The following is a 19,939-nucleotide window of genomic DNA, read 5'->3' on the forward strand; positions in this document are numbered from 1 at the left end:
CAACATTAACACACGCCCATTTATTTGGCATGTGGCGTGTGTTAATAAGGAGGAGAATCCTGTGAAAAAAATTAAAGAATACCTGATTCTTTACTTGCTTTCAGGAGTTTTTATATTTTTTGGTAAGGTATTTGTTTATATGTTAGGTGACCAACATGCATTTGGGGATTCTTTGCTTTACTATCTCAGCAGTATCTTTTATCTTGTTGTAGTGTTATTTATCATTTACTTTGGTGTTAAAAGGTTGCGAATAATTAATACAAATAAAGCTAATAAATTTTTTGATGCTTCGATATTTATTGCATATGATTCTTTGGTTTATTTAATTGCAAATGCGTTCATATCAAAATATGTTGTTTACCTAGTGTAGACGTAACATTTTTATAATTTAACAAAAAATTAGCTCTTCACCGTTAAACGTGCTTGATCTTCCTCTTGGTAGCGGGTTTACACTTAAGGCGGATTCGAATCTTGAATCGCTCAAGGTTTCGGTAGCCATATGCTCTGCGCTTGATCACTTTCACTTTGTTATGTGTCCATTCTATTCGTGCATTTATGACTCGAAAGCGAGAATAATTCTAAATGGGTTCACGCCACTGGACAACCGTTTTGGCTATCGAACGAATCGCAGCAGTCGGTGAATAGGGATTTTTGTTTATCCATTTACGGAGGGCTTCTTCTCCCGCTTCTGGTGTCTGAACGGCATATATCGCTCGCATATCCTGAAGAGATTGGGGGCCCACTGGTAGTACCAACGTTCCAGTGTCGTGTAGCCGATTCCTACTTGCTCTGCTACGCTGAGTAAGTCCCGTTTCTGACACAAGTCTACGGCCATTTGTTGAAAAGCGTAGGTGGATGATCCGCGATACGGAATGCATGCCCATTCAAGAGTCCACGTGATCTGAAAGTCTGAACAACGTTGACGATAAATAGGAACGGATACCCATACTTTCCCCCAAGAAGGAATAAATCGCTGACCAAGAAGACGTCGTCCTGGACGGGCATGGTTCGTGCTCTCTTTGTGAAGAGAGGACAGGGAAAACAAACGGAATGGGGCTCTAAATAAGCAATCCAATCCGTTTCTGTGATTTTATCCTAATGGGAGAGAGTGAACGATGGAAGTCCGATAAAGTCTGTGTTAAAATCAGGACACAACGTAGATTTCCTCCTTTTTTGTGGTTGTCTCGACAACTCCCGCGATAGAGGAACATCTGCGTTTTTTCAATCTCTAGCACGGGTTATGGTGATGAATCCTTAAATGAACATAAAAAAACCCTCCCTTCCGACCAAGGGAAGAAAAGGGAGGCTGGGTGGACTGGGTTCAAATCTCTAGTTCACCAAGTCGAACGAGTTCGACTACTGCCTGAGATCGACCTTTGACACCTAATTTTTGCATGACATTGCTAATGTGATTGCGCACAGTCTTTTCGCTGATGAAGAGTTGTCCGGCAATCTCTTTGGTTGTCTTATCTTGGACCAAGAGTTCAAACACTTCTCTTTCGCGATTCGTTAACAACGGCTTGGTTTGGTCGCTACCCTTCAATCGTGCCACCCCTCCTTGTGGGCTCTACAGGAACAAGGTTGAGGGATTACAGAGTCACCTTATCCTATGATGGGGGGTGGGTGATGGTGCCGGAATTTCAAGGATTTTAGGCTTTTGCCTTACATCCTATTCAGAAAATGGGCAATGGGTTCCGAACACCGATGAGAAACCTCTTCGACATACGCCGTGAATTTATCCGTTCGAGACGACGATGGCCGCCAGTTGTCCCCCGTTCAGATCGCGACAAGTTCGTCTCGCCTGCTGAGGTTGCCATCGGAACCCAAGGCCAACACCGCCCCCGACACTCCAGTCTATTCACCCGGCACATATACTGCTCCCTTCAATTCGACCTCTATTCCATTATTTTTAATGGGATCAACCAAAAATGCCCTTGATTCGCAAAAAATCAAGGGCACCAACACAACACATTAAATAAACGGTGTACGATTATAGGTTTGTTCGAACTTATCTCGCAATCCTTTTGCCAACAGACTAAACGAGCCAATCGCGATCATGAAAGCACCCAATGGCACAAGGAAAATCCACGTGTAATTACTGTAAATAAAACCGCGATAAGAGCCAAGCAGCCCCGCCCATTCGTGTGTGATCGAATGATACAGAACGGGATCAAAGGTCATCTTCGTGCCGCCTACAAACAGGTCAAATATGCCGAGCAAGCCCATCAAGGTCATGACAGCGATCATTTCTGTCACCAGAATAATCATGAGTTGTTCCTTCAAGTGTGGCAGGATGTGGCGAAAAACGATTTGATTCCGACCAGCCCCCAGCGCAATGGCAGCCACAACGTATTGAGATTCTTTAATTTGTTCGGCCTTTTGACGTACAGATGAGGCTACAGACGGTGTTCCAAGGACAGAGACAAGCCCAATGAAAAGCAGTACGAGCGTGAACGTCGGCAGCTCAGAATCCATATTGATTCCTTGCAAAACAAAATACACAGGAATAAATATAGGTATATAGCTCCATGCATTTTCAATCACGATCCACCAACGCTGCTCTTTATCCTGGATGCCGATATAGAGTCCGATCCATGTACCAAGTAACACGCGAATACATGCGGTCGCAAGTGTAATAAAAATGGTGTACGGCGCCCCATGGAGCAATTTTGTCAGTAAATCATAGCCCCATTTATCCGTACCGAGCAGATGCTCCTCTGATGGTGGAAATGGCGGTGCGGCCATGACTTGTTTACCATTCACCACCTCATGACGCAGCTTCGCTTGATATTCCAAGTCATAGGGAGCCAAATATGGCCCCGCTACAGCGATCACGATCAGAAGGAACACGAAAATACTACCTATCCATAGTGACAAATTGAATCGTTTCTTCATCCAAAAACCTCACTTCTTACCATCGAAGTCACAAGCCCTCATGCTGCCTGGTGTCTAGTCCTTAAATGAATGGTGTCCGACTATATGTCTGTTCGAACTTATCACGCAATCCTTTCGCCAACAAGCTAAATGAACCGATAGCAATCATATAAGCAGCCAGCGGGATCAGGAAAATCCACGTGTAATTCGTGTAGACAAAGCTTCGGTAAGTCCCGAGCAGTCCTGCCCATTCATGAGTGGTCGAGTGGTACTCAACTGGGTCGAAGTACATGGTCGTACCGCCTACAAAAAGACCAAATATACCCAGTAGCCCCATCAACGTCATGGTAGCGATCATTTCCGTCACCAGGACTATGGCCAAATGCTCCTTCAAATGTGGCAGGATATGGCGAAAAATAATCTGATCCCGCCCGGCTCCCAGCGAAGTCGCAGCTAAGACGTACTGCGATTCCTTGATTTGCTCTGTTTTTTGCCGGATGGAGGCAGCCACCGAAGGCATTCCGAGTACAGCAACAACCACTATGAAAAACAACACGAGTGTGAACGTTGGCAATTCGGGATTGATATTGATTCCTTTCAGTAAAAAATAGACAGGAATAAATATGGGCATGTACCCCCATGCATTCTCAATCGCAATCCACCAACGCTGCGGCTTGTCCAATATTCCGATATACAGCCCGATCCACATTCCAAGAAATAATCGCAGAGAGGCAATCGCGAGTGTAATAAAAATGGTGTATGGAGCTCCATGGAGCAGTATGGTGAGTAAATCATAGCCCCATTTATCCGTCCCCAACAGATGCTCGCCCGACGGTGGCAACGGCGGAGAAATGATAACCTGCTTTCCGTCCACCATCTCATTTCGCACCTTCACCTGATAATCGATGTCATAAGGTGCCAAATAAGGTCCGGCTATACCGATAATGATGAGAAAAAACACCAAGATACAGCCTAGCCATAATGACCAATTGAACCGTTTCCTCATACAAAAAACCTCACTCATCCCAATAAAAGTCTGCGTTATTTATAGACAACCGCACGTTCAATCAAATACAGAATGAGACGAATCAGAAGGTATACCAGAATAGATAACAGGATAATGCCAAGCAGCCCCATTACAGCCGCATTGAATTCGTAACCACCATCTTTACTGAAAATAAAACGGGTCAATCCTACGACGTTTAGCAAATACTCGACAATAAACAAGTTGGCTACTGTAATGGCAATGGTCTTTTTCAAATCAGCGATGAGAAACGGCTTAATATTTTTGTACACGTGATGAATGAGAACATGCCAGATCCCCATACCCTTGGCTAACGCTGTCTTAATGTAATCTTCGCCGCCTATTTGTGAATACTTCAAGCTGACCACCTTCATAAGGAAGATCGTCGGTCCGATCGACAATAAGGTAATCGGAAACCATGTACTCTCAGAGTCACTCACAGGAGACAAGGTGATGATCCGAATGTTCGTCAGCTTGTAAAATCCGACTGCACCCACAATTGACACAACAATTAGAATAAAATCAGGAATCGTGGCAATCAGATTCAGAACCTTTTGGAACTGCCGCACCACACGAAATCGCTGCAACAACAATCCAAAAACCAGACTGACGACTACCGCGATACTGACGCTTGCGAATAGTAATTCAAAGGAGCTTATCGCAAATGGCAGAATGTCCTCTGCGATGCTCCTCTCATTTTGTCCCGAATAATAGGTTCCGAGGGAGCCCTCTGCAATCTGCTGAATGAGATAAACCGTATGGACTACTATATTTCCCGGTTCGAACACAATCTCTTCCTTCTCCGTATATAGCATAAACGGCCCACCGCAAACCACGATGACTAGGAAAAACATCCCAAGTAATTGTTTCACATAGGTCAAGCTCTCATACCCCCTTACTATTTCCAACAATACACTATCTATTAAAAATCATCCAGACAATAGGAAATATTTTATGTTTTTATTATATTCAATCAGAAGGAGAAATAAAAAAACCTCTACCGAGGCTATTCATGGGGGAGCGACCGCGTTTTAGTGGAAAGTTTTTATGCGCTCCGAAATTTATTTTATAAATTCCTACACGTTAAAAAAGTGGCTGAGCAGGATAGCCTGTCAACCACTTCTCCATTCTTGGGAACAGTTGATACGGGAAAGATGATAGCTTGTCGACTACTTCGTAGTAGAAGTAGCTACACGCAGCTGCTCATTTTTCATGAGAAGATTTTGAATCGAAGCAGTGAAAGGCTTTCTTACTCCGTCTTTCAAACGTGGAACCATTGGAATCATCTGATAGGCCTCCTTTCTGACAATATCTTCATAATAATAGCATTTTTCCTTATAGAACGTCAATTATTGGCAATTCCCAGATAAGAAGCGAGCTGATTGATCTCCGTCATATAAATGTTTTCTTGTCCGTAATAGCCCTCCTGCTCCCCTGCAACCTTGGCAAATTTCGAATAAAGCCGGTTCAGATAGGCATGATCAGCATCTGCGCGAAAGGTCACCTGTTTCACGTGTACATTTTCTTCTTGAACCTGTTTGATTAGGTGGCGAAAGCCTTTCAGAAATACTCTGCTACTTCGATATTTTTCTTGGATAATGACAGAGTGTATATAGCAAATTTCGCCCTGTGGATCTGGTTGGTTTTCCGCTGTCAGGTATTGATAATGGCCCCATCCGACCAATTTACCTCGCTCGTCTTCTATCAGGATCAAATAAGAATCCGGAAGAAAGGTCAAAATATGAACGAGGGTGTCACTGAGCGAAAACATACGGCTAAATTCCAGCCGATTGCGAATAAAGAATAGCGTGAATTGGGCAAAATCCTCATCACTCGTGCAACGTCTAAAATGAGCATGCATGGATGACATACCGCCTTTCTTTTTCTGTTTCGTTAACATAGCGATAGTTGGGACATCGCCAAAGTAATCACCGTCCTCCAAAATCGCAAGTTAACCACCCTGTGAGCTTGTCAAATCGATTTGCTTGTCCCATAGCCTCTTGTAATAACCACGCTTCTCCAGCAGCTGCAAGTGAGTCCCCTGCTCCACTAGCTCCCCCCGCTCCAGCACAAAAATCTGATCCATCTCCGTTATCGTCGCCAAGCGGTGCGTCACCGTAATGACAGTTCGATCGCTGGAAAGCTTCACAAAAGTCTTGTTAATAGAAGCCTCTGAGATGGGGTCGAGAGCCGAAGTTGCTTCATCCAGTATGAGTAGTGAAGGATTGCGCAGAATCGCCCGAGCAATTGCAAGGCGCTGCCTTTGTCCCCCTGAGAAGTTGCTTCCCCCATCCAAAACAAGTGTTTCGTACTTGTCTGGTAGAGTCATGATAAAATCATGGATCTCCGCTTGCTGTGCTGCCATCCTGAGCTCATCGTTGGTCGCATCGAGTTTGCCGAGCCGGATGTTTTCCGCTATTGTTCCGTGAAAAAGAAAGCTATCTTGAAAGACAACACCTACATGATTGCGGAAAGATCCGAGATGATACGCATGGAGGTTTGAGCCATTTATCTCGATATGACCAGCATTAGGTTTATAAAAACCTAATAACAGCTGGACAATGGTGCTTTTTCCAGAACCGCTGGAGCCAACAATGGCAACCTTCGTCCCAGCTGGAATATGCATGCTGACCTGACTAATGGACAACTGATTTTCCTGATAGCCAAATGAAACATTTTTTACAGACACCTCAGTAGAACGCAGACCGAGCGGTTCCTCTCCAGAATGGTCGGCATTTTCTCTTGGCTCATTCAACAGCTTCTGGATTCGCTCCATACTGACTTGTGCATCTGTAAGAAGAGGAAGGGTGAACGTTAGATTAAACACAGCATTCCCCATCGATGTATACATCGTGAAAAATGCGACCAAGGAACCGAGAGATATTCGCCCGGTGAGCGCCAGATAGGAACCAAAGCCAATGATGGTAAAGTTGATGAGTAATAAACAAAGCGCAGGAATTCGTTCCAGTTTTGCTGCCATTATATTTTTGCGGTAATTGCTGATTAACAGTAAGTTGAGCCTTTCCGTAAATTTATCGATCATCACGTTTTGCAGGTTGAAGCCCTTGATGACCATTTGCGCTTTTATATTTTCTTGCACATCACTCGTCATGGCAGCGAGCTGTTCTTTGTATGCAGAGTTGACAGCATGCGCACGTCCTCCGAGCAAATACGGACCTGTAAAGACCAAGATTGCCCCGACCAAAATACACAAGGCCATCGTCCATTCCAAATAAAACAGCACCATCGTACTGATGGTTACGACTGTTAAAGACTGAATACCTGTGGTGAACAGGATTGCCATCGATCTGTCAATGACCGGCAAATCCACTGAAAAGGGAGAAACCAGTTCGCCCGAACGAGATTTGTGAAAAAAGCCCACTGGCAGCTGCTGCATATGTGCAAATAATTTTTTCCTCAAGTCATTTTGCACTCGTGCGTTTAGTTTTGCCAGCGCATAATCACTGAATATTCCTGCACTGACACAAATAAAGCCGCTAATAGTCAGGACAATCATGATGACAGTAAAATACTCCATGTCTTTTGGTATGATCGCTTTGTCGATGATCATCTGGAAGCTAAGAGGGGCCAGGGATAAGAAAAGCAGATCAAGTGCAAGTGTGAGGAAAAAAAGGATGCTCAGGAGCTTGTAGGGGCGTATGTAGGCAAACAGGTTTTTGATGACATACAGCATCGAAACGTCTCCTTCTTGGATTAGAAAAATGGTTCATGTTCAAATTTGGCTGCATAGGACTGCCATGCCAAAAACGATGCGCGGTACTCATCCAATGGACCGTTTGCCGTTTCAACAGAAGCTGTTCGCTCTGCAATTTTCGCATACAATTTACGGTTAGCGGCGTCTGCGGGTGTCCAGAATCGAAACTCCTTTACGTCTTCCTCCATATAAGCGATATATTCGGTTACATACTGAAGGGCATGCAAAAACAGGCGACTGCTACGATACTTCTCCAAAAAATAGACAACCTGGATTTGAACGATATGCTTGTCTTCGTACTGATTTTCACCTGTTCCGTAAATGTACGAAAAGGCACCGATCACCTCATCATCATCGTTGAAGCATAGAAACGCTTTTCCCTCCATTAGAACGGGACTGGCCAGAAAACTGAGGGAAACAGGAAAGGAATAAGGCATGCGAAGCTGGTTGTAGTTTTCCAATAAAAATGTCATGTATTTCTCGTAATACATTTCAGCTGAGCAGATCGAGAAGTAATGATCCATCTCTTCCGATTCCTCCTTTACCAAAAAAGACGGCCATTAGCCGCCTTTATCTAATCACAATAATTTGAATATCCAATCTCCCCATATCGTGAAGGTCAAGTGGTGCTGTCAACGCAGTACCAGCCATCTCTTTCAAATCCTGCTGGTGCAAAAATAAAGGAGGCGTTATGTCTACAATGACACCTCGATTGGACAAAAGAGTACTCGCGTTCCCGGAAATCATGTTCCCCAACTCAGAAATGGCGCTTTTTCCGAGCTCATCCATCTCTTGCACAGGATAGCCGCCCATCATAGCCGAAACAATTCGCAAAGCCAATTCCTCTTGCAGACCGAAAAAGACGTCACCCTCTAATTGACCTGTCATTCCGATTCGAATCCATGTATGACCTTCTACATGGCTCCATTCTTTTTCAGCTAACTCTCCACGCGAAATGTCGACATTGCATACTTGTTGAATCACGGACGAAGCTGATTCAAGAAATGGATCAAGGTAGTGGACTATCATCTGCGTTCTCTTCCTTTCCCGGGCAATTCACTCTCTTAGCGGTTGTTCAAAAAATCGTCTTTTGATCACATACTCGTATAGGACTATCATAATGTCGATTTTTGGCAGATGCAATAGGATTACGAAAACTTCATAGGCACAAGGTCATGAAAACAAGGTATACCCGGAAAATATTCCTCTACTTTTGTCTCATGACGAATGGTATAGATCGCCTTGCATGTTCGCAAATCTAATACCTCTACACCAATCTCGTGCTTACTTAGTTGCCACATCGGAAACGGAATGCGATCAAAAGCAAAAACAGTATCTCCGAATGCCAGGCATTCCTGTATACAGCGTGCAGCATGGTAATGCTCATCGGCCTCAAGCAAATGGACTGGCTCCAAACCAAATTGCTGGAATAAATGAATGCGATCCAATAATTGCTCCTTCCCACGCATCCTGACGGTCCGTCGCGGCGATAGGACTGGATACTCTCTCGTAACATATTCCCACATGATGCCGTGGTAAAACATCGGATTGAATCCTCCCACAAAAATTTGGCCCGGCAATAGCTATTTTAGCTGCTACTGACGGGCCTCTTAGCTACTTCTTCTTTCCTACGACGTTCATCTCAGCACGGGCTTCCCTTCCCAATGCATCAGTGGCAACAACCGTCAGCTTTTGCTTGCCTTCCTCTACCTCGTTTAGCACCAAACGAAACAGGCCGTGATCATTCGCATTCGTCTGGAATGTCTTTGAACCATAGTTGATCTGGAGGTTGACTGCGCCAGCGCCTATCACTTTGCCTTCAATGGGCAATGTCTCGCCTTCCTGTCCTTCTAATTGTTTGTTCGAAAGCTGAATCGTCGGAGCTGGCACTGTTCTCGCCTTATAGGAAATACGCTGTTCGCCATTACTGATGACGACCGTACCTGCATTGGCATCGACATACGCATACACCTGGAGCATGCTTGGATTACCAGCACCGTCTTTTCCTTCAAGAAGTATGCGATTTTCTCCATGCTTCATGTTCAACATTTGCGTCAAATATTTTTGCGCCGGGATTTCTAGTTGATCTTCTTCAAAGTAAGACACGATTTGCCCGTTAATACTAGCCTGGCCTTTATAATTCTGGTCTTTGTACAGGAAACGAACGGGAACGAGCATGTTCTTGGTTGCAGGGTCAAACTGAATATCTTCGCTGCCATCATTCAACAATTGCAGCATGGGGGGACTCGTATCGACAATCACTCGCTGTGTGAATTGCCGCTTGTTTCCATACATATCCATGGCACTGTACATCACGTAGTTGAGGCCTTCCGTTAAGCGCAAAATGGTCTCAAATGAGCCATCCATGGCAAGCTTCACAGGCGTCTTATTAATCGACAAGCGTACTCTGTCCATCATATCCTCGCCCGTCACTTTTCCTCGAAAGGCTACATCTGGCTGCTTGGATATTTTCAGATACGGAAACAAATCATCCGGAAACTCCACAAAGGGTGGTGTGCTGTCACTTTTCCCGTTAATATGCGCCACACCGATATTACCGGCGTAGTCATACGCTACGACACTCATTCTTTTATCTGGCTGATTGATCAGCGTACTTGTCACTTTCGGAGAATAGGGACCTCCTGCCTTCTTCCCGTTAATATAGAGGAAATAGGCCTGTACATCTTTATCGCGACTGTTCCACTGAACCCGGTTTCCCGACACAGATGCAGTAATCACAGGAGCTTTTGTATCCACGCGTATCGGGAGCGTCATCGATTGCCATTTCGCATGATGTCCGTCTATTTTGGCTTTAATGGAAAAGTAGTATTGCCCGTCGGATGCCTGTGTATAGGCTCCTTTTTGCGAGGAAAAGACCTTCCCATCCCAGCCCCACGCTTCTCTTTCCGTATAATAATAAGGCGTTCCCAACTTTGATTGGTCGTACTTGCTCACCTTTTCATCACGGACAAGGGAGCGGATCGGCTTGCCCGATTGGTCTGTTACTTCGACGATAACATGACGGGCGTTACGCAAAAATGTAATCGAAGGAGACGCTACGTCGTAATGGCCATCCCCGTTTGGCGAGAAGGCGATCTGGTTTGGATCGATTTTGGCGCTGCCATCCTCTTGGACACCTGTGACACCCAAATAATCACGATAGCGCCACTTATCATTGCGTTTATCGTGATACCAGCTCGTTTTGACGCCCGTCCGTTTCTCCTGACTTCCTGCCTCCCAAACCGGCTGATCCATAATCCGTGGTTCATCCCAATCGCCGTAGAAGCCATAAAACGGAGTCCGCAACGTAGGCAGCTCCTTATCATCTGGTTGAAACGAAATAAACCCTTCCGCAAATTGATTGCGTGCTGACCCTGGAGGAATTGTCAGCGTCACCTTCACTTCCTCTAGCTTGCCCGGTGCAACTGTAACCTGTGGAGCGGAAAATTGCAGTTCTGCCCCCTCGAACATCGTGTTGGTCAGCATGTTTATCCCATTCTTGCGCAAGTCAGTCATGACGCCAAACTCATTTTGCAGCTGATACGTAATTGGCTTTTTGCCAAACTTGTTATTGACAAATAGCGAAAATGTCGTTGAATTCCCGATTTCACCTAACGAAATACCTGCTTTGCCTTTTGCATTCACCACGATGGCTGGCGTCTTGATCGCTTTTGCGATTTGCATCAGTCCTGCCCCTTGGACGCGTGGACTGTATGGCACTTTTTTTGCTTTCACTTTATCCGCTGTGGGGATGCTGATTTGTGGATCAATGATAGGCTCTGCTGTATTCATCGCCGCAGCCTTCAATGTATCTACAAGCGTCCTGCCTTGCAGGTTCCGCCCCTGCTTGAGATAACCTTGCTTCAGCAAAGCCATCCCTCCTGCCACATGCGGCGTTGCCATAGACGTGCCACTTTTCACGCTGTAATCGAATTCTCGCGTCAGGGACAAGATCCCGCCACCGGGAGCAGCAATCTCTGGCTTGAACTGCAAATCTGGTGTTGGCCCCCATGATGAAAAGCCTGATATCGTTCCTCCATCTGGATATGGCATTGGATTTTGTCCATACTCACCATGAAACGAAATCGTTACTTTCTTGCCTTTTTTAATCGCTTGTGCCATTTGCTCCCCCATTTGCTTCAAGACGGAAACAGCCGGGATTTGTTTGAGATGCTCTGCACTCATAATGAGTGGACCCATTTCGTTGTTGTAGATGACGGCTCCGACTGCTCCCGCTTCCTTGGCAAGACGAAGCTTTTCGTCAAACGAAATGTCGCCCCGCTCCAATAAAACAACCTTTTCTTTCACGGAAACATTATAGTCTTCCTTCTTCCCTTTCCCCATATAGACAAGCGGGTATGGCTTCATCAGTGTCATCACTGGGTTGACCGCACCCCCACCTTCCACATGTCCTGGCAAATAAACAACCCTATCCATACCGGCTACTCCTTGCACCGTGAAGCTATAGCCGGCCAGAGTCGTAGCATTGACAGAAGCAACTGAAAAGGCATCGGGACTCAATCCCGGAGAGCTGATCATGGAAATATCCGGGTTTTGTGCGCGTACCTTATCACTGCCGAAATACGCATCGTTACCTGCAGCTGCAACCACAATAATCCCATTGTCGACCGCTCGCTTCACTGCCATTTGCTCTACATTTGTCTCATCTACATAGCCCGCTGAGGAGCCGAGACTCAAGTTGATGACATCTGCTTTTTTCGATACGGAATCATTGATCGCAAATAAGATCGATTCTCCCAGTCCTGGTACCTCCGCTTGATAATTCGAGAATACTTTTTGGCTGATGAGCTGAGCTTCCGGAGCGACGCCTTTTACTTTTCCGTTTGCCCCAATGATTCCCGCTACATGGATGCCGTGCTGTGACTCCGATACGTCTTCGGTTGTTTGTGTACGGTCAGCCCAGTTGAAGCCAGGGATCACCTTCTGGGAGGAACCTGACTTTTGCATAGCGGAACGTTTATCATGCGGGACAGGCAAATCAGGGTGTCCGGGATTGACACCCGTATCAATCACAGAAACTAACATACCTTCCCCTTTTACCCCTGCTTCCTCCCATGCCCGTGTTGCCTCAATCATTTCCAGCGAATTGACAGGAGCAGAATTTAATTTCTCTCCACGTAACAACAATTCTTGTCGCTGCCATTCATCTGCCCTTGTTTTATATACCTCGTCGCTGTTCGTTCCGATCGCCTTGCCTGTATGTAATGGCTGATGCATTTTTTCTTCTGCAATATCCTGCAAAATCTGCGTACGAATGGTCGCCGTTCCTTCAAACGCTGTTGTACTGACAGTCGTTGCGGGAAGCAAAACCAATATCAATCCAATGCTGCATACCTTTTTCTTCATCGTTTGCCCCCTTGCTGGAAGTCATTCCATTATGTTTTCAGTTTTCACTAGGAACCGCTTGGGTATTCCCTTCTTTTCGTGAAGGTTGACAAACGATGCAATTTAAGCCTATATTTAAGTGCGTTAAATACTACATATCAAATATTCCTGATCACGAAGGAATAGATCAAATACAAGGAGACGATACGAGCATGTCCTCCCTCTCAACAGATACCTTTGAGCGCCTGCAGGAGGCGTTTCGTACCATTATGCGCACGATGGGATCGCAATTAGCTGAGCCTGCTTCTGGTTTAACCGGCCCGCAATTCTACATTCTTCACCAATTGGAACTGAAGCAAAAATGCACGGTCGGAGAATTGGCTGATTCCATGGGAGTCAAACCAAGTGCCATCACAGCAATGGTGGATCGTTTGGATAAACATGGTTACGTCGCACGTGACCGTGACGAGGAAGATCGACGAGTAGTACACATCAGCTTACACGATTCTGGCAGGCATATTTTGAAATTGGCCAAGCAAAATCGGCGAGAAAAGCTCAACAAAATGTTTTCTCATCTCTCGGAGGATGAACTCCAGGCCTTCGTCACTATCTTTGAAAAGCTGGCGTTGGCGGCGGTCATCGAGACGAATTGAAAAAACTTCTTGTACGTTGCTGTTGTGGTGGGGAGGAAACAGGAGAAAACGCTCAGCTTCTAGGGCCACCCGCTGTGGGATTGACTGCCCGACTCCATGCAAAAAGCGAAACCGCGGCCAAAGTGGTCTCTTCAAGATGTTTTTCAGAGGTGACCGCTTAAGGGCGTGTTTCGCTTTTTGCATTGCGTCTCGGTCGGTGTCCCTAAGATCTTCGCCGTTTTCTCCTGTTTCCTCTACGAGCTTGCCGTGTTCATCCGTGTTTTAATTCCTTAAAAGAATGAAGAACGTATTCAGATACGCCAGAGAAGAATATTTCCAGACGTAGCGACTTGTAGAGTCCTACCGAGCGGAGAAGGGATTAGCGGGCAATCCAAGCTTCCCCGAAGGACGGAGCCTGGAGCCTAGACTGGAAATATTCTTCTCTCCACTACAGCCACATTAAACAAACTTCCCTATAAGGTAAAAAAAGGCGTGCTTTCCGGATAACCGGTGCACGCCTTTTTCTATGGCAATTAAGAGAAGAAGAACTTCTTCACTGCATGTTTGGTTGTTTCTTTGTTCATATGAGCGATTGACGTTGTGAGTGGAATTCCTTTTGGACAAGCTTGTACGCAGTTTTGCGAGTTACCGCAATCACCGATACCGCCATCTTCCATCAGTGATTCCAGACGCTCATGTTTGTTCATCATACCAGTTGGATGCTGGTTGAACAGACGAACTTGGGAAATCGCGAATGGACCAATGAATTCAGACTTCGCATTCACGTTCGGGCAAGCTTCCAAGCAAACACCGCACGTCATGCACTTCGAAAGCTCGTACGCCCATTGACGTTCTACTTCCGGCATGCGAGGACCTGGTCCCAGATCATGCGTACCATCGATTGGAACCCACGCTTTTACGCGTTTGAGCGCATCGAACATGCGGCTGCGGTCAATCGACAAGTCACGCTGTACAGGGAAGGTACTCATTGGCTCAAGACGAATCGGCTGTTCCAGTTTATCTACCAGTGCCGAGCACGCTTGGCGAGGTCTTCCGTTAATAACCATCGAGCACGCACCGCATACTTCTTCCAAGCAGTTCGATTCCCAGTTTACTGGGGATGTTTTTTGACCTTGTGCATTGAGTGGATTGCGTTGGATCTCCATCAAAGCACTAATCACGTTCATTCCAGGACGGTAAGGGATTTTGAACTCTTCCTTGTACGGAGTGCTGTCAGGGCTATCTTGACGAGTGATAATCAAATGAATCAATTTTTCTGCCATGATCCGTTTCCTCCTCTCTTATTTCTTGTCAGACGTATAGTCACGTTTACGTGGTGCGATCAGGGATACGTCGATGTCTTCATAGTAGATTTCTGGCGCAGTCGTTTCTGCATTGTACTTCGCCATTGTCGTCTTCATGAAGTTTTCGTCATCACGCTCAGGGAAATCTGGCTTGTAGTGAGCACCGCGGCTCTCGTCGCGCTTGAGCGCGCCGATCGTGATCGCACGGGACAGCACGAGCATGTTCCACAGATGACGGGTAAACGCAGCACCAGAGTTGCTCCATTTATTTGTATCGTTGATGTTGATTTTTTTGTAGCGTTCCATCAATTCAACGATCTTATCATCCGTTCTTTGCAGACGGTCATTGTAACGTACTACCGTTACGTTGTCAGTCATCCACTCACCCAGTTCCTTGTGGATCAGGTAAGCATTCTCTGTTCCGTCCATTTTCAGGATGCTGTCGTATTTCGCTTGCTCTTGGCTAGCAAAGCCGTCAAAGAGCGTGGAAGACAGGTCATCAGAGGATTTGTTCAAGCCTTTGATGTACTCGATCGCTTTTGGACCTGCAACCATACCGCCATAGATCGCGGACAGGAGAGAGTTCGCACCCAAACGGTTTGCACCGTGCTGAGAGTAATCGCACTCACCTGCTGCGAACAGACCAGGGATATTGGTCATTTGGTTGTAGTCTACCCACATACCACCCATGGAGTAGTGAACCGCAGGGAAAATCTTCATTGGTACTTTACGTGGGTCATCCCCAACGAATTTTTCGTAAATCTCGATAATACCGCCCAGTTTTACATCCAGTTCTTTTGGATCTTTGTGGGACAGGTCGAGGTATACCATGTTTTCGCCGTTGATACCCAATTTCATATCTACGCAAACGGAGAAGATTTCGCGAGTCGCGATGTCACGCGGTACCAGGTTTCCGTAAGCAGGGTATTTATCTTCCAGGAAGTACCAAGGCTTACCGTCTCTGTACGTCCATACACGACCACCCTCACCACGTGCAGACTCAGACATCAGACGCAGTTTGTCGTCGCCAGGGATTGCTGTCGGGTGAATTTGGATCATCTCACCGTTGGAGTAGATAACACCTTGTTGATACGCCGCAGATGCTGCTGTACCTGTATTGATAATCGAGTTCGTCGATTTACCGAAGATGATACCAGGTCCGCCTGTTGCCAAAATAACGGCATCCGCACGGAAGGATTGAATTTCACCGGAACGCATGTTTTGTGCAGTAATCCCGCGACAGGTTCCTGTATCGTCCAAAACGGCTCCGAGGAAATCCCAATATTCGTACTTGGTTACCAGACCTTCAGCTTCATAACGGCGCACTTGCTCGTCCAATGCGTACAAGAGCTGTTGTCCAGTTGTTGCACCCGCAAAAGCGGTACGGTGATGCTTGGTTCCCCCGAAACGACGGAAGTCCAACAGACCTTCTGGCGTACGGTTAAACATAACGCCCATACGGTCCAGCATATAGATGATGCCAGGTGCTGCATCGCACATTGCCTTAACTGGCGGTTGGTTAGCCAAGAAGTCTCCACCGTATACTGTATCGTCGAAGTGCTCCCATGTGGAGTCGCCTTCCCCTTTGGTATTTACCGCACCGTTAATACCGCCCTGCGCACAGACAGAGTGGGAACGTTTTACTGGAACCAGGGAGAACAGCTCAACAGGAACGCCTTTTTCTGCTGCTTTGATGGTAGCCATCAAGCCGGCCAAACCTCCACCGACAATGATCAGTTTACCTTTTGCCATAGTTTTGTCCCCCTATCCCTACAAAATGAAAGCCGACATCGCACGCAAGCCGATGAAGGTTACCACTACGAATACGCCCATAGTCAAAAATGTTGCAATACGCTGGGAACGCGGTCCAACCGTGATTCCCCAGTGAACCAAGAACGACCAAATTCCGTTGGAGAAGTGGAAAGTCGTGCTAATAATCCCGATTGTGTAGAATACGATCATTGCAGGACTGCTAAGAATGTTGGCCATCATGTCATAATCCACGTGTGCACCCAGTGCTTTTTGGATACGGGTTTCCCAAACATGCCAAACAATAAAAATGAGGGTAATGACTCCTGTAACGCGTTGCCACAAGAACATTTGATTTCGGAAGTAACCGAAGTTCCCTACGTTATGCTTCGCTTGGAACGCAATGTAGAGACCGTAAACAGCGTGGAACAGGATCGGGAGGTAGATCAAGGCAAATTCAAGTACTAACAGAAATGGAAGGCTTTCAATGAAGCCTACCGCCTGGTTGAAAGCTTCAGGCCCACGAGTCGCTTGATAGTTGGCTGTCAAGTGGAACACGAGGAAGAGCCCGATCGGAAACAAACCAAGAAGTGAGTGTAGCTTGTGACTGAGAAAGCTATGGCCTTTCGCCATACAATGGTCCCCCTTTCAATGTATGTAACTCTCAATTCTGTGAAAAACGTCAAGCGTTACCGCAAGCGGCCCAAAACGGTTTTCGACCGTTTTGATAGACCTTTCCCCAATATCCTAACCCATTGCCTCACCCATTAGACATAGCAAAACCTCCACGATCAATGTATGAAAAGCATCGAAATGCTGTTCACAAAAAGATTGTGTTCACTAGATCACCTGAATTTGTCGGAATGTGTCAAAATACGAGAAAAAGTTGGGCAAAACTTTGACCAAATCCAATTGTACTCTTGTCGACACAGAGCGTCAAGACAATCAATGTACTAAATACATTGATAGAATAACTTTGTTTAGTCCAGCTATTTTTTCTATGAATATGTCATGAGTCGGAGTCCCTCCTCATAATCTAGTACAGACAGGAGGGAAGCACAAATGAAAGAGAAGGATCAACTGGCAGCACTGTTGCCACCTGAGACCATTCCCTATGCGGAAAGAATCAATATGCCCTATCTTGGCTATCATCTTCTACGCGAAACGCTGACCAGCAGCCTGCTAGGCGATAGTGAGAACCACATTCTATATTGGATAGGAAAAAATATGGGCCGCCAAATCCCCGTTCAATCTGCAACTGGCCCGATTATGCCTTTTATTCGGCTGGGACTCGGTCAGCTAGACGTGGTTGAAGAGAGCGAGCAAAGCATCATCTATTCACTCACTCATTCCATTTTTAGCTATCAGTCTATAGAAAGACTAGGATGCAGTCTTTCCTTTGAGGCCGGGATCATCGCTGGTATGGTTGAGCAGTGGAAAGAAAGAGAAGCGTTCAGCAAAATCGAAATGGAAAGCCCTTCAGACATACGTATATTCGTACAAGTAGCGCCATGAAGAAAATGCCCCCTCTACCTGTAGACAAGTAAGAGGGAGCATCCCAATTCTATAATCCGTGCACGACAGCTGTTTCCTCAACATCCAGACCATATGCCGAATGGAGACTGCGAACAGCCAGCTCAGTCAAGGCTGCCGGAATGACGCAGGAAACCTTGATATCAGACGTAGATACCATCTTAATAGAAATTTCTCTTTCTGCCAGCACGCGGAACATTTCGGCAGCTACCCCCGGGTTGTTAATCATGCCGGAACCGACAATGGATACTTTGGTCAAGCCCTCTTCGAAATCGACTTTTTCAAAGCCAAGCTCTGTTTTGTTCCTATCGAGTGTATTCAGTGCTTTTTTCAGGTCATCCGCTGCAACTGTAAATGAAATGTTCGTAACAACAGCATCATAGGAGCTTTGGATAATGATATCGACGTTCACTTGATTGTCAGCCAGCGTATTAAACAGACGGGAGAGCGTCCCGACCTTGGCAGGCATGCCGACAACCGTGATTTTTGCTACATCTTCGTCATGTGCGACTCCACTTACTACTCTTCCTGTTTCCATGTTGGCAACCTCCTCAACGTACGTACCATCTTCGGCAGTAAAGCTAGAGCGGACGACCAGCCTTACCTTGTATTTTTTCGCAGCCTCTACTGACCTTGGATGGAGAACCCCTGCACCGAGATTCGCCAGCTCCAGCATCTCATCATACGAGATCGTATCCAGCTTGCTCGCTGCTGGAACCATTCGCGGATCAGCTGTATACACCCCGGACACGTCCGTAAAGATTTCGCATTTTTCAGCGTTCAAGCTCGCTGCGAGAGTAACCGCAGATGTATCCGATCCACCGCGGCCGAGCGTCGTAATTTCACCTTCGTCACTGATCCCTTGAAATCCTGCCACGATGACCACACGACCACGGCCGAGCTCGGATTGAATCCGTTCAGGATCAATCTGCTTGATCCGGGCTCTTCCGTGAATCGCCTCGGTAGTGATTCCAGCCTGCCAGCCAGTAAGAGAAATAGCGTCGTAGCCTTTTGAATGTAAGGCCATCGACAATAGCGCGATTGATACCTGCTCCCCCGTGGTCAGCAGCATATCCATTTCTCGCTCGGATGGGTATGCGCTAATCTGTTTCGCCATGTCTACCAACACATCAGTAGATTTCCCCATCGCAGACACGACAACTACCACATCATGCCCTTCCTCTTTATAGCTGATAATTCGATCCGCAACTCGTAAAATTCGCTCAATGGTACCTACAGAGGTGCCTCCGTATTTCTGCACGATCAACCCCATGCGGCTTCTCTCCCTTTTTCTCATATCCAATGTTGGTATTTTTCTATTATCGTATGGTTTTTCACTATTCTCTCTATAAGGAAAAGTCTTGCATTTTTATTTTACAAAAAAGGCACCGACAAGGATAAGACCTGCCGCTGCCTACTGTTTCGACATACCGGTTCCTCCCTCCCAATACACGCGGACAACGAAGATTGACAGTCATCACCATCAAAACTCACATTGACACACCGTGAGATAGCTCTCCATCTGAACAATTGGTCAAAAGTGCAGATGACAGTCCTGCATTTGTTCAACGCAGACCCAGCATGGAGAAAAGCGGGTTCCCCTCCACACTTCGGCGAATTCCCCTTTCCCGTTCCCTTCACAGATACCCGATCTCAGGGTGGTACTCTTGGTTTTCGCGCCTCTACCTCACTCCATAATGGAAGTGAGGCTAACTATTCTGTTTGAATCGGATTATATCATGAGTCTAAAAATGGATCAATT

Annotated in this window: 18 protein-coding genes, 1 pseudogene and 1 riboswitch; of the genes and pseudogenes, 3 read left to right on the plus strand and 16 right to left on the minus strand. The window is 46.2% G+C overall.

The features are described 5' to 3' along the window. Positions 1-61: 61 nt before the first annotated feature. The gene (locus AB1L17_RS16705; RefSeq protein ID WP_412845791.1) at positions 62-370 is read left to right on the plus strand and encodes a hypothetical protein; all 309 of its coding nucleotides are present in this window, start codon (positions 62-64) and stop codon (positions 368-370) included. A 43-nt stretch (positions 371-413) separates the two neighbouring features. Here the strand turns inward: AB1L17_RS16705 and AB1L17_RS16710 are convergent. From AB1L17_RS16710 to AB1L17_RS16765, 12 genes and pseudogenes are all read right to left on the minus strand, one after another. Continuing rightward, positions 414-554 (minus strand): annotated as a pseudogene (locus AB1L17_RS16710) (transposase); the annotation flags it as partial. A 101-nt stretch (positions 555-655) separates the two neighbouring features. Further along, positions 656-835 carry a hypothetical protein gene (locus AB1L17_RS16715; protein WP_412845855.1) on the minus strand — a complete coding sequence of 60 codons (180 nt, stop codon included), beginning with the start codon at positions 833-835 and terminating at the stop codon, positions 656-658. 486 nt (positions 836-1,321) lie between these two features. After that, positions 1,322-1,543: a helix-turn-helix domain-containing protein gene (locus tag AB1L17_RS16720; protein ID WP_003387736.1), complete on the minus strand. Its 222-nt coding sequence runs from the start codon at positions 1,541-1,543 to the stop codon at positions 1,322-1,324. A gap of 428 nt (positions 1,544-1,971) precedes the next feature. Further along, positions 1,972-2,895 (minus strand): ABC transporter permease, encoded by a 924-nt coding sequence (locus tag AB1L17_RS16725; RefSeq protein WP_412845790.1) that lies wholly within the window; start codon positions 2,893-2,895, stop codon positions 1,972-1,974. 61 nt (positions 2,896-2,956) lie between these two features. Continuing rightward, positions 2,957-3,880: an ABC transporter permease gene (locus AB1L17_RS16730; RefSeq protein WP_412845789.1), complete on the minus strand. Its 924-nt coding sequence runs from the start codon at positions 3,878-3,880 to the stop codon at positions 2,957-2,959. Between the two features lie 35 nt (positions 3,881-3,915). Beyond that, the gene (locus AB1L17_RS16735) at positions 3,916-4,779 is read right to left on the minus strand and encodes an ABC transporter permease subunit (RefSeq protein ID WP_412845788.1); all 864 of its coding nucleotides are present in this window, start codon (positions 4,777-4,779) and stop codon (positions 3,916-3,918) included. Positions 4,780-5,243: 464 nt separating this feature from the next. Further along, positions 5,244-5,759, minus strand: coding sequence for a GNAT family N-acetyltransferase (locus AB1L17_RS16740; RefSeq protein ID WP_412845787.1), 516 nt, complete (start codon positions 5,757-5,759; stop codon positions 5,244-5,246). Between the two features lie 90 nt (positions 5,760-5,849). Continuing rightward, positions 5,850-7,592 (minus strand): ABC transporter ATP-binding protein, encoded by a 1,743-nt coding sequence (locus AB1L17_RS16745; protein ID WP_412845786.1) that lies wholly within the window; start codon positions 7,590-7,592, stop codon positions 5,850-5,852. Between the two features lie 20 nt (positions 7,593-7,612). Further along, positions 7,613-8,137: a hypothetical protein gene (locus AB1L17_RS16750; protein ID WP_412845785.1), complete on the minus strand. Its 525-nt coding sequence runs from the start codon at positions 8,135-8,137 to the stop codon at positions 7,613-7,615. A gap of 46 nt (positions 8,138-8,183) precedes the next feature. Continuing rightward, positions 8,184-8,642, minus strand: coding sequence for a chemotaxis protein CheX (locus AB1L17_RS16755; protein ID WP_412845784.1), 459 nt, complete (start codon positions 8,640-8,642; stop codon positions 8,184-8,186). A 119-nt stretch (positions 8,643-8,761) separates the two neighbouring features. Continuing rightward, on the minus strand, positions 8,762-9,157 hold the full coding sequence (locus AB1L17_RS16760; RefSeq protein ID WP_412845783.1) for a hypothetical protein: 396 nt from the start codon (positions 9,155-9,157) through the stop codon (positions 8,762-8,764). A gap of 70 nt (positions 9,158-9,227) precedes the next feature. Beyond that, the gene (locus tag AB1L17_RS16765) at positions 9,228-12,980 is read right to left on the minus strand and encodes a S8 family serine peptidase (protein WP_412845782.1); all 3,753 of its coding nucleotides are present in this window, start codon (positions 12,978-12,980) and stop codon (positions 9,228-9,230) included. A gap of 191 nt (positions 12,981-13,171) precedes the next feature. Here AB1L17_RS16765 and AB1L17_RS16770 point away from each other — a divergent pair, with 191 nt between their 5' ends. After that, positions 13,172-13,612 (plus strand): MarR family winged helix-turn-helix transcriptional regulator, encoded by a 441-nt coding sequence (locus AB1L17_RS16770; protein ID WP_412845781.1) that lies wholly within the window; start codon positions 13,172-13,174, stop codon positions 13,610-13,612. Between the two features lie 512 nt (positions 13,613-14,124). Here the strand turns inward: AB1L17_RS16770 and sdhB are convergent. Genes sdhB through AB1L17_RS16785 form a run of 3 tightly spaced genes read right to left on the minus strand, consistent with a single transcriptional unit; the run spans position 14,125 to position 17,277 of the window. After that, positions 14,125-14,874, minus strand: coding sequence for a succinate dehydrogenase iron-sulfur subunit (gene sdhB, locus AB1L17_RS16775; protein WP_412845780.1), 750 nt, complete (start codon positions 14,872-14,874; stop codon positions 14,125-14,127). Positions 14,875-14,892: 18 nt separating this feature from the next. Then, the gene (gene sdhA / locus AB1L17_RS16780; protein ID WP_412845779.1) at positions 14,893-16,647 is read right to left on the minus strand and encodes a succinate dehydrogenase flavoprotein subunit; all 1,755 of its coding nucleotides are present in this window, start codon (positions 16,645-16,647) and stop codon (positions 14,893-14,895) included. An 18-nt stretch (positions 16,648-16,665) separates the two neighbouring features. Then, entirely contained in the window at positions 16,666-17,277 is a 612-nt protein-coding gene (locus tag AB1L17_RS16785) for a succinate dehydrogenase cytochrome b558 subunit (RefSeq protein WP_412845778.1), read from the minus strand. A gap of 429 nt (positions 17,278-17,706) precedes the next feature. Here AB1L17_RS16785 and AB1L17_RS16790 point away from each other — a divergent pair, with 429 nt between their 5' ends. Next, a complete protein-coding gene (locus tag AB1L17_RS16790; RefSeq protein ID WP_412845777.1) occupies positions 17,707-18,159 on the plus strand; it encodes a YslB family protein in 453 nt (150 codons plus the stop codon). Positions 18,160-18,208: 49 nt separating this feature from the next. Here AB1L17_RS16790 and AB1L17_RS16795 read toward each other — a convergent pair whose 3' ends face one another. After that, positions 18,209-19,450, minus strand: coding sequence for an aspartate kinase (locus tag AB1L17_RS16795; protein ID WP_412845775.1), 1,242 nt, complete (start codon positions 19,448-19,450; stop codon positions 18,209-18,211). Positions 19,451-19,680: 230 nt separating this feature from the next. Beyond that, positions 19,681-19,870: riboswitch (Lysine riboswitch) on the minus strand. Positions 19,871-19,939: the final 69 nt, after the last annotated feature.

Origin of the sequence: Brevibacillus jepli (assembly GCF_047229145.1) — a bacterium.
Lineage (GTDB): Bacteria > Bacillota > Bacilli > Brevibacillales > Brevibacillaceae > Brevibacillus.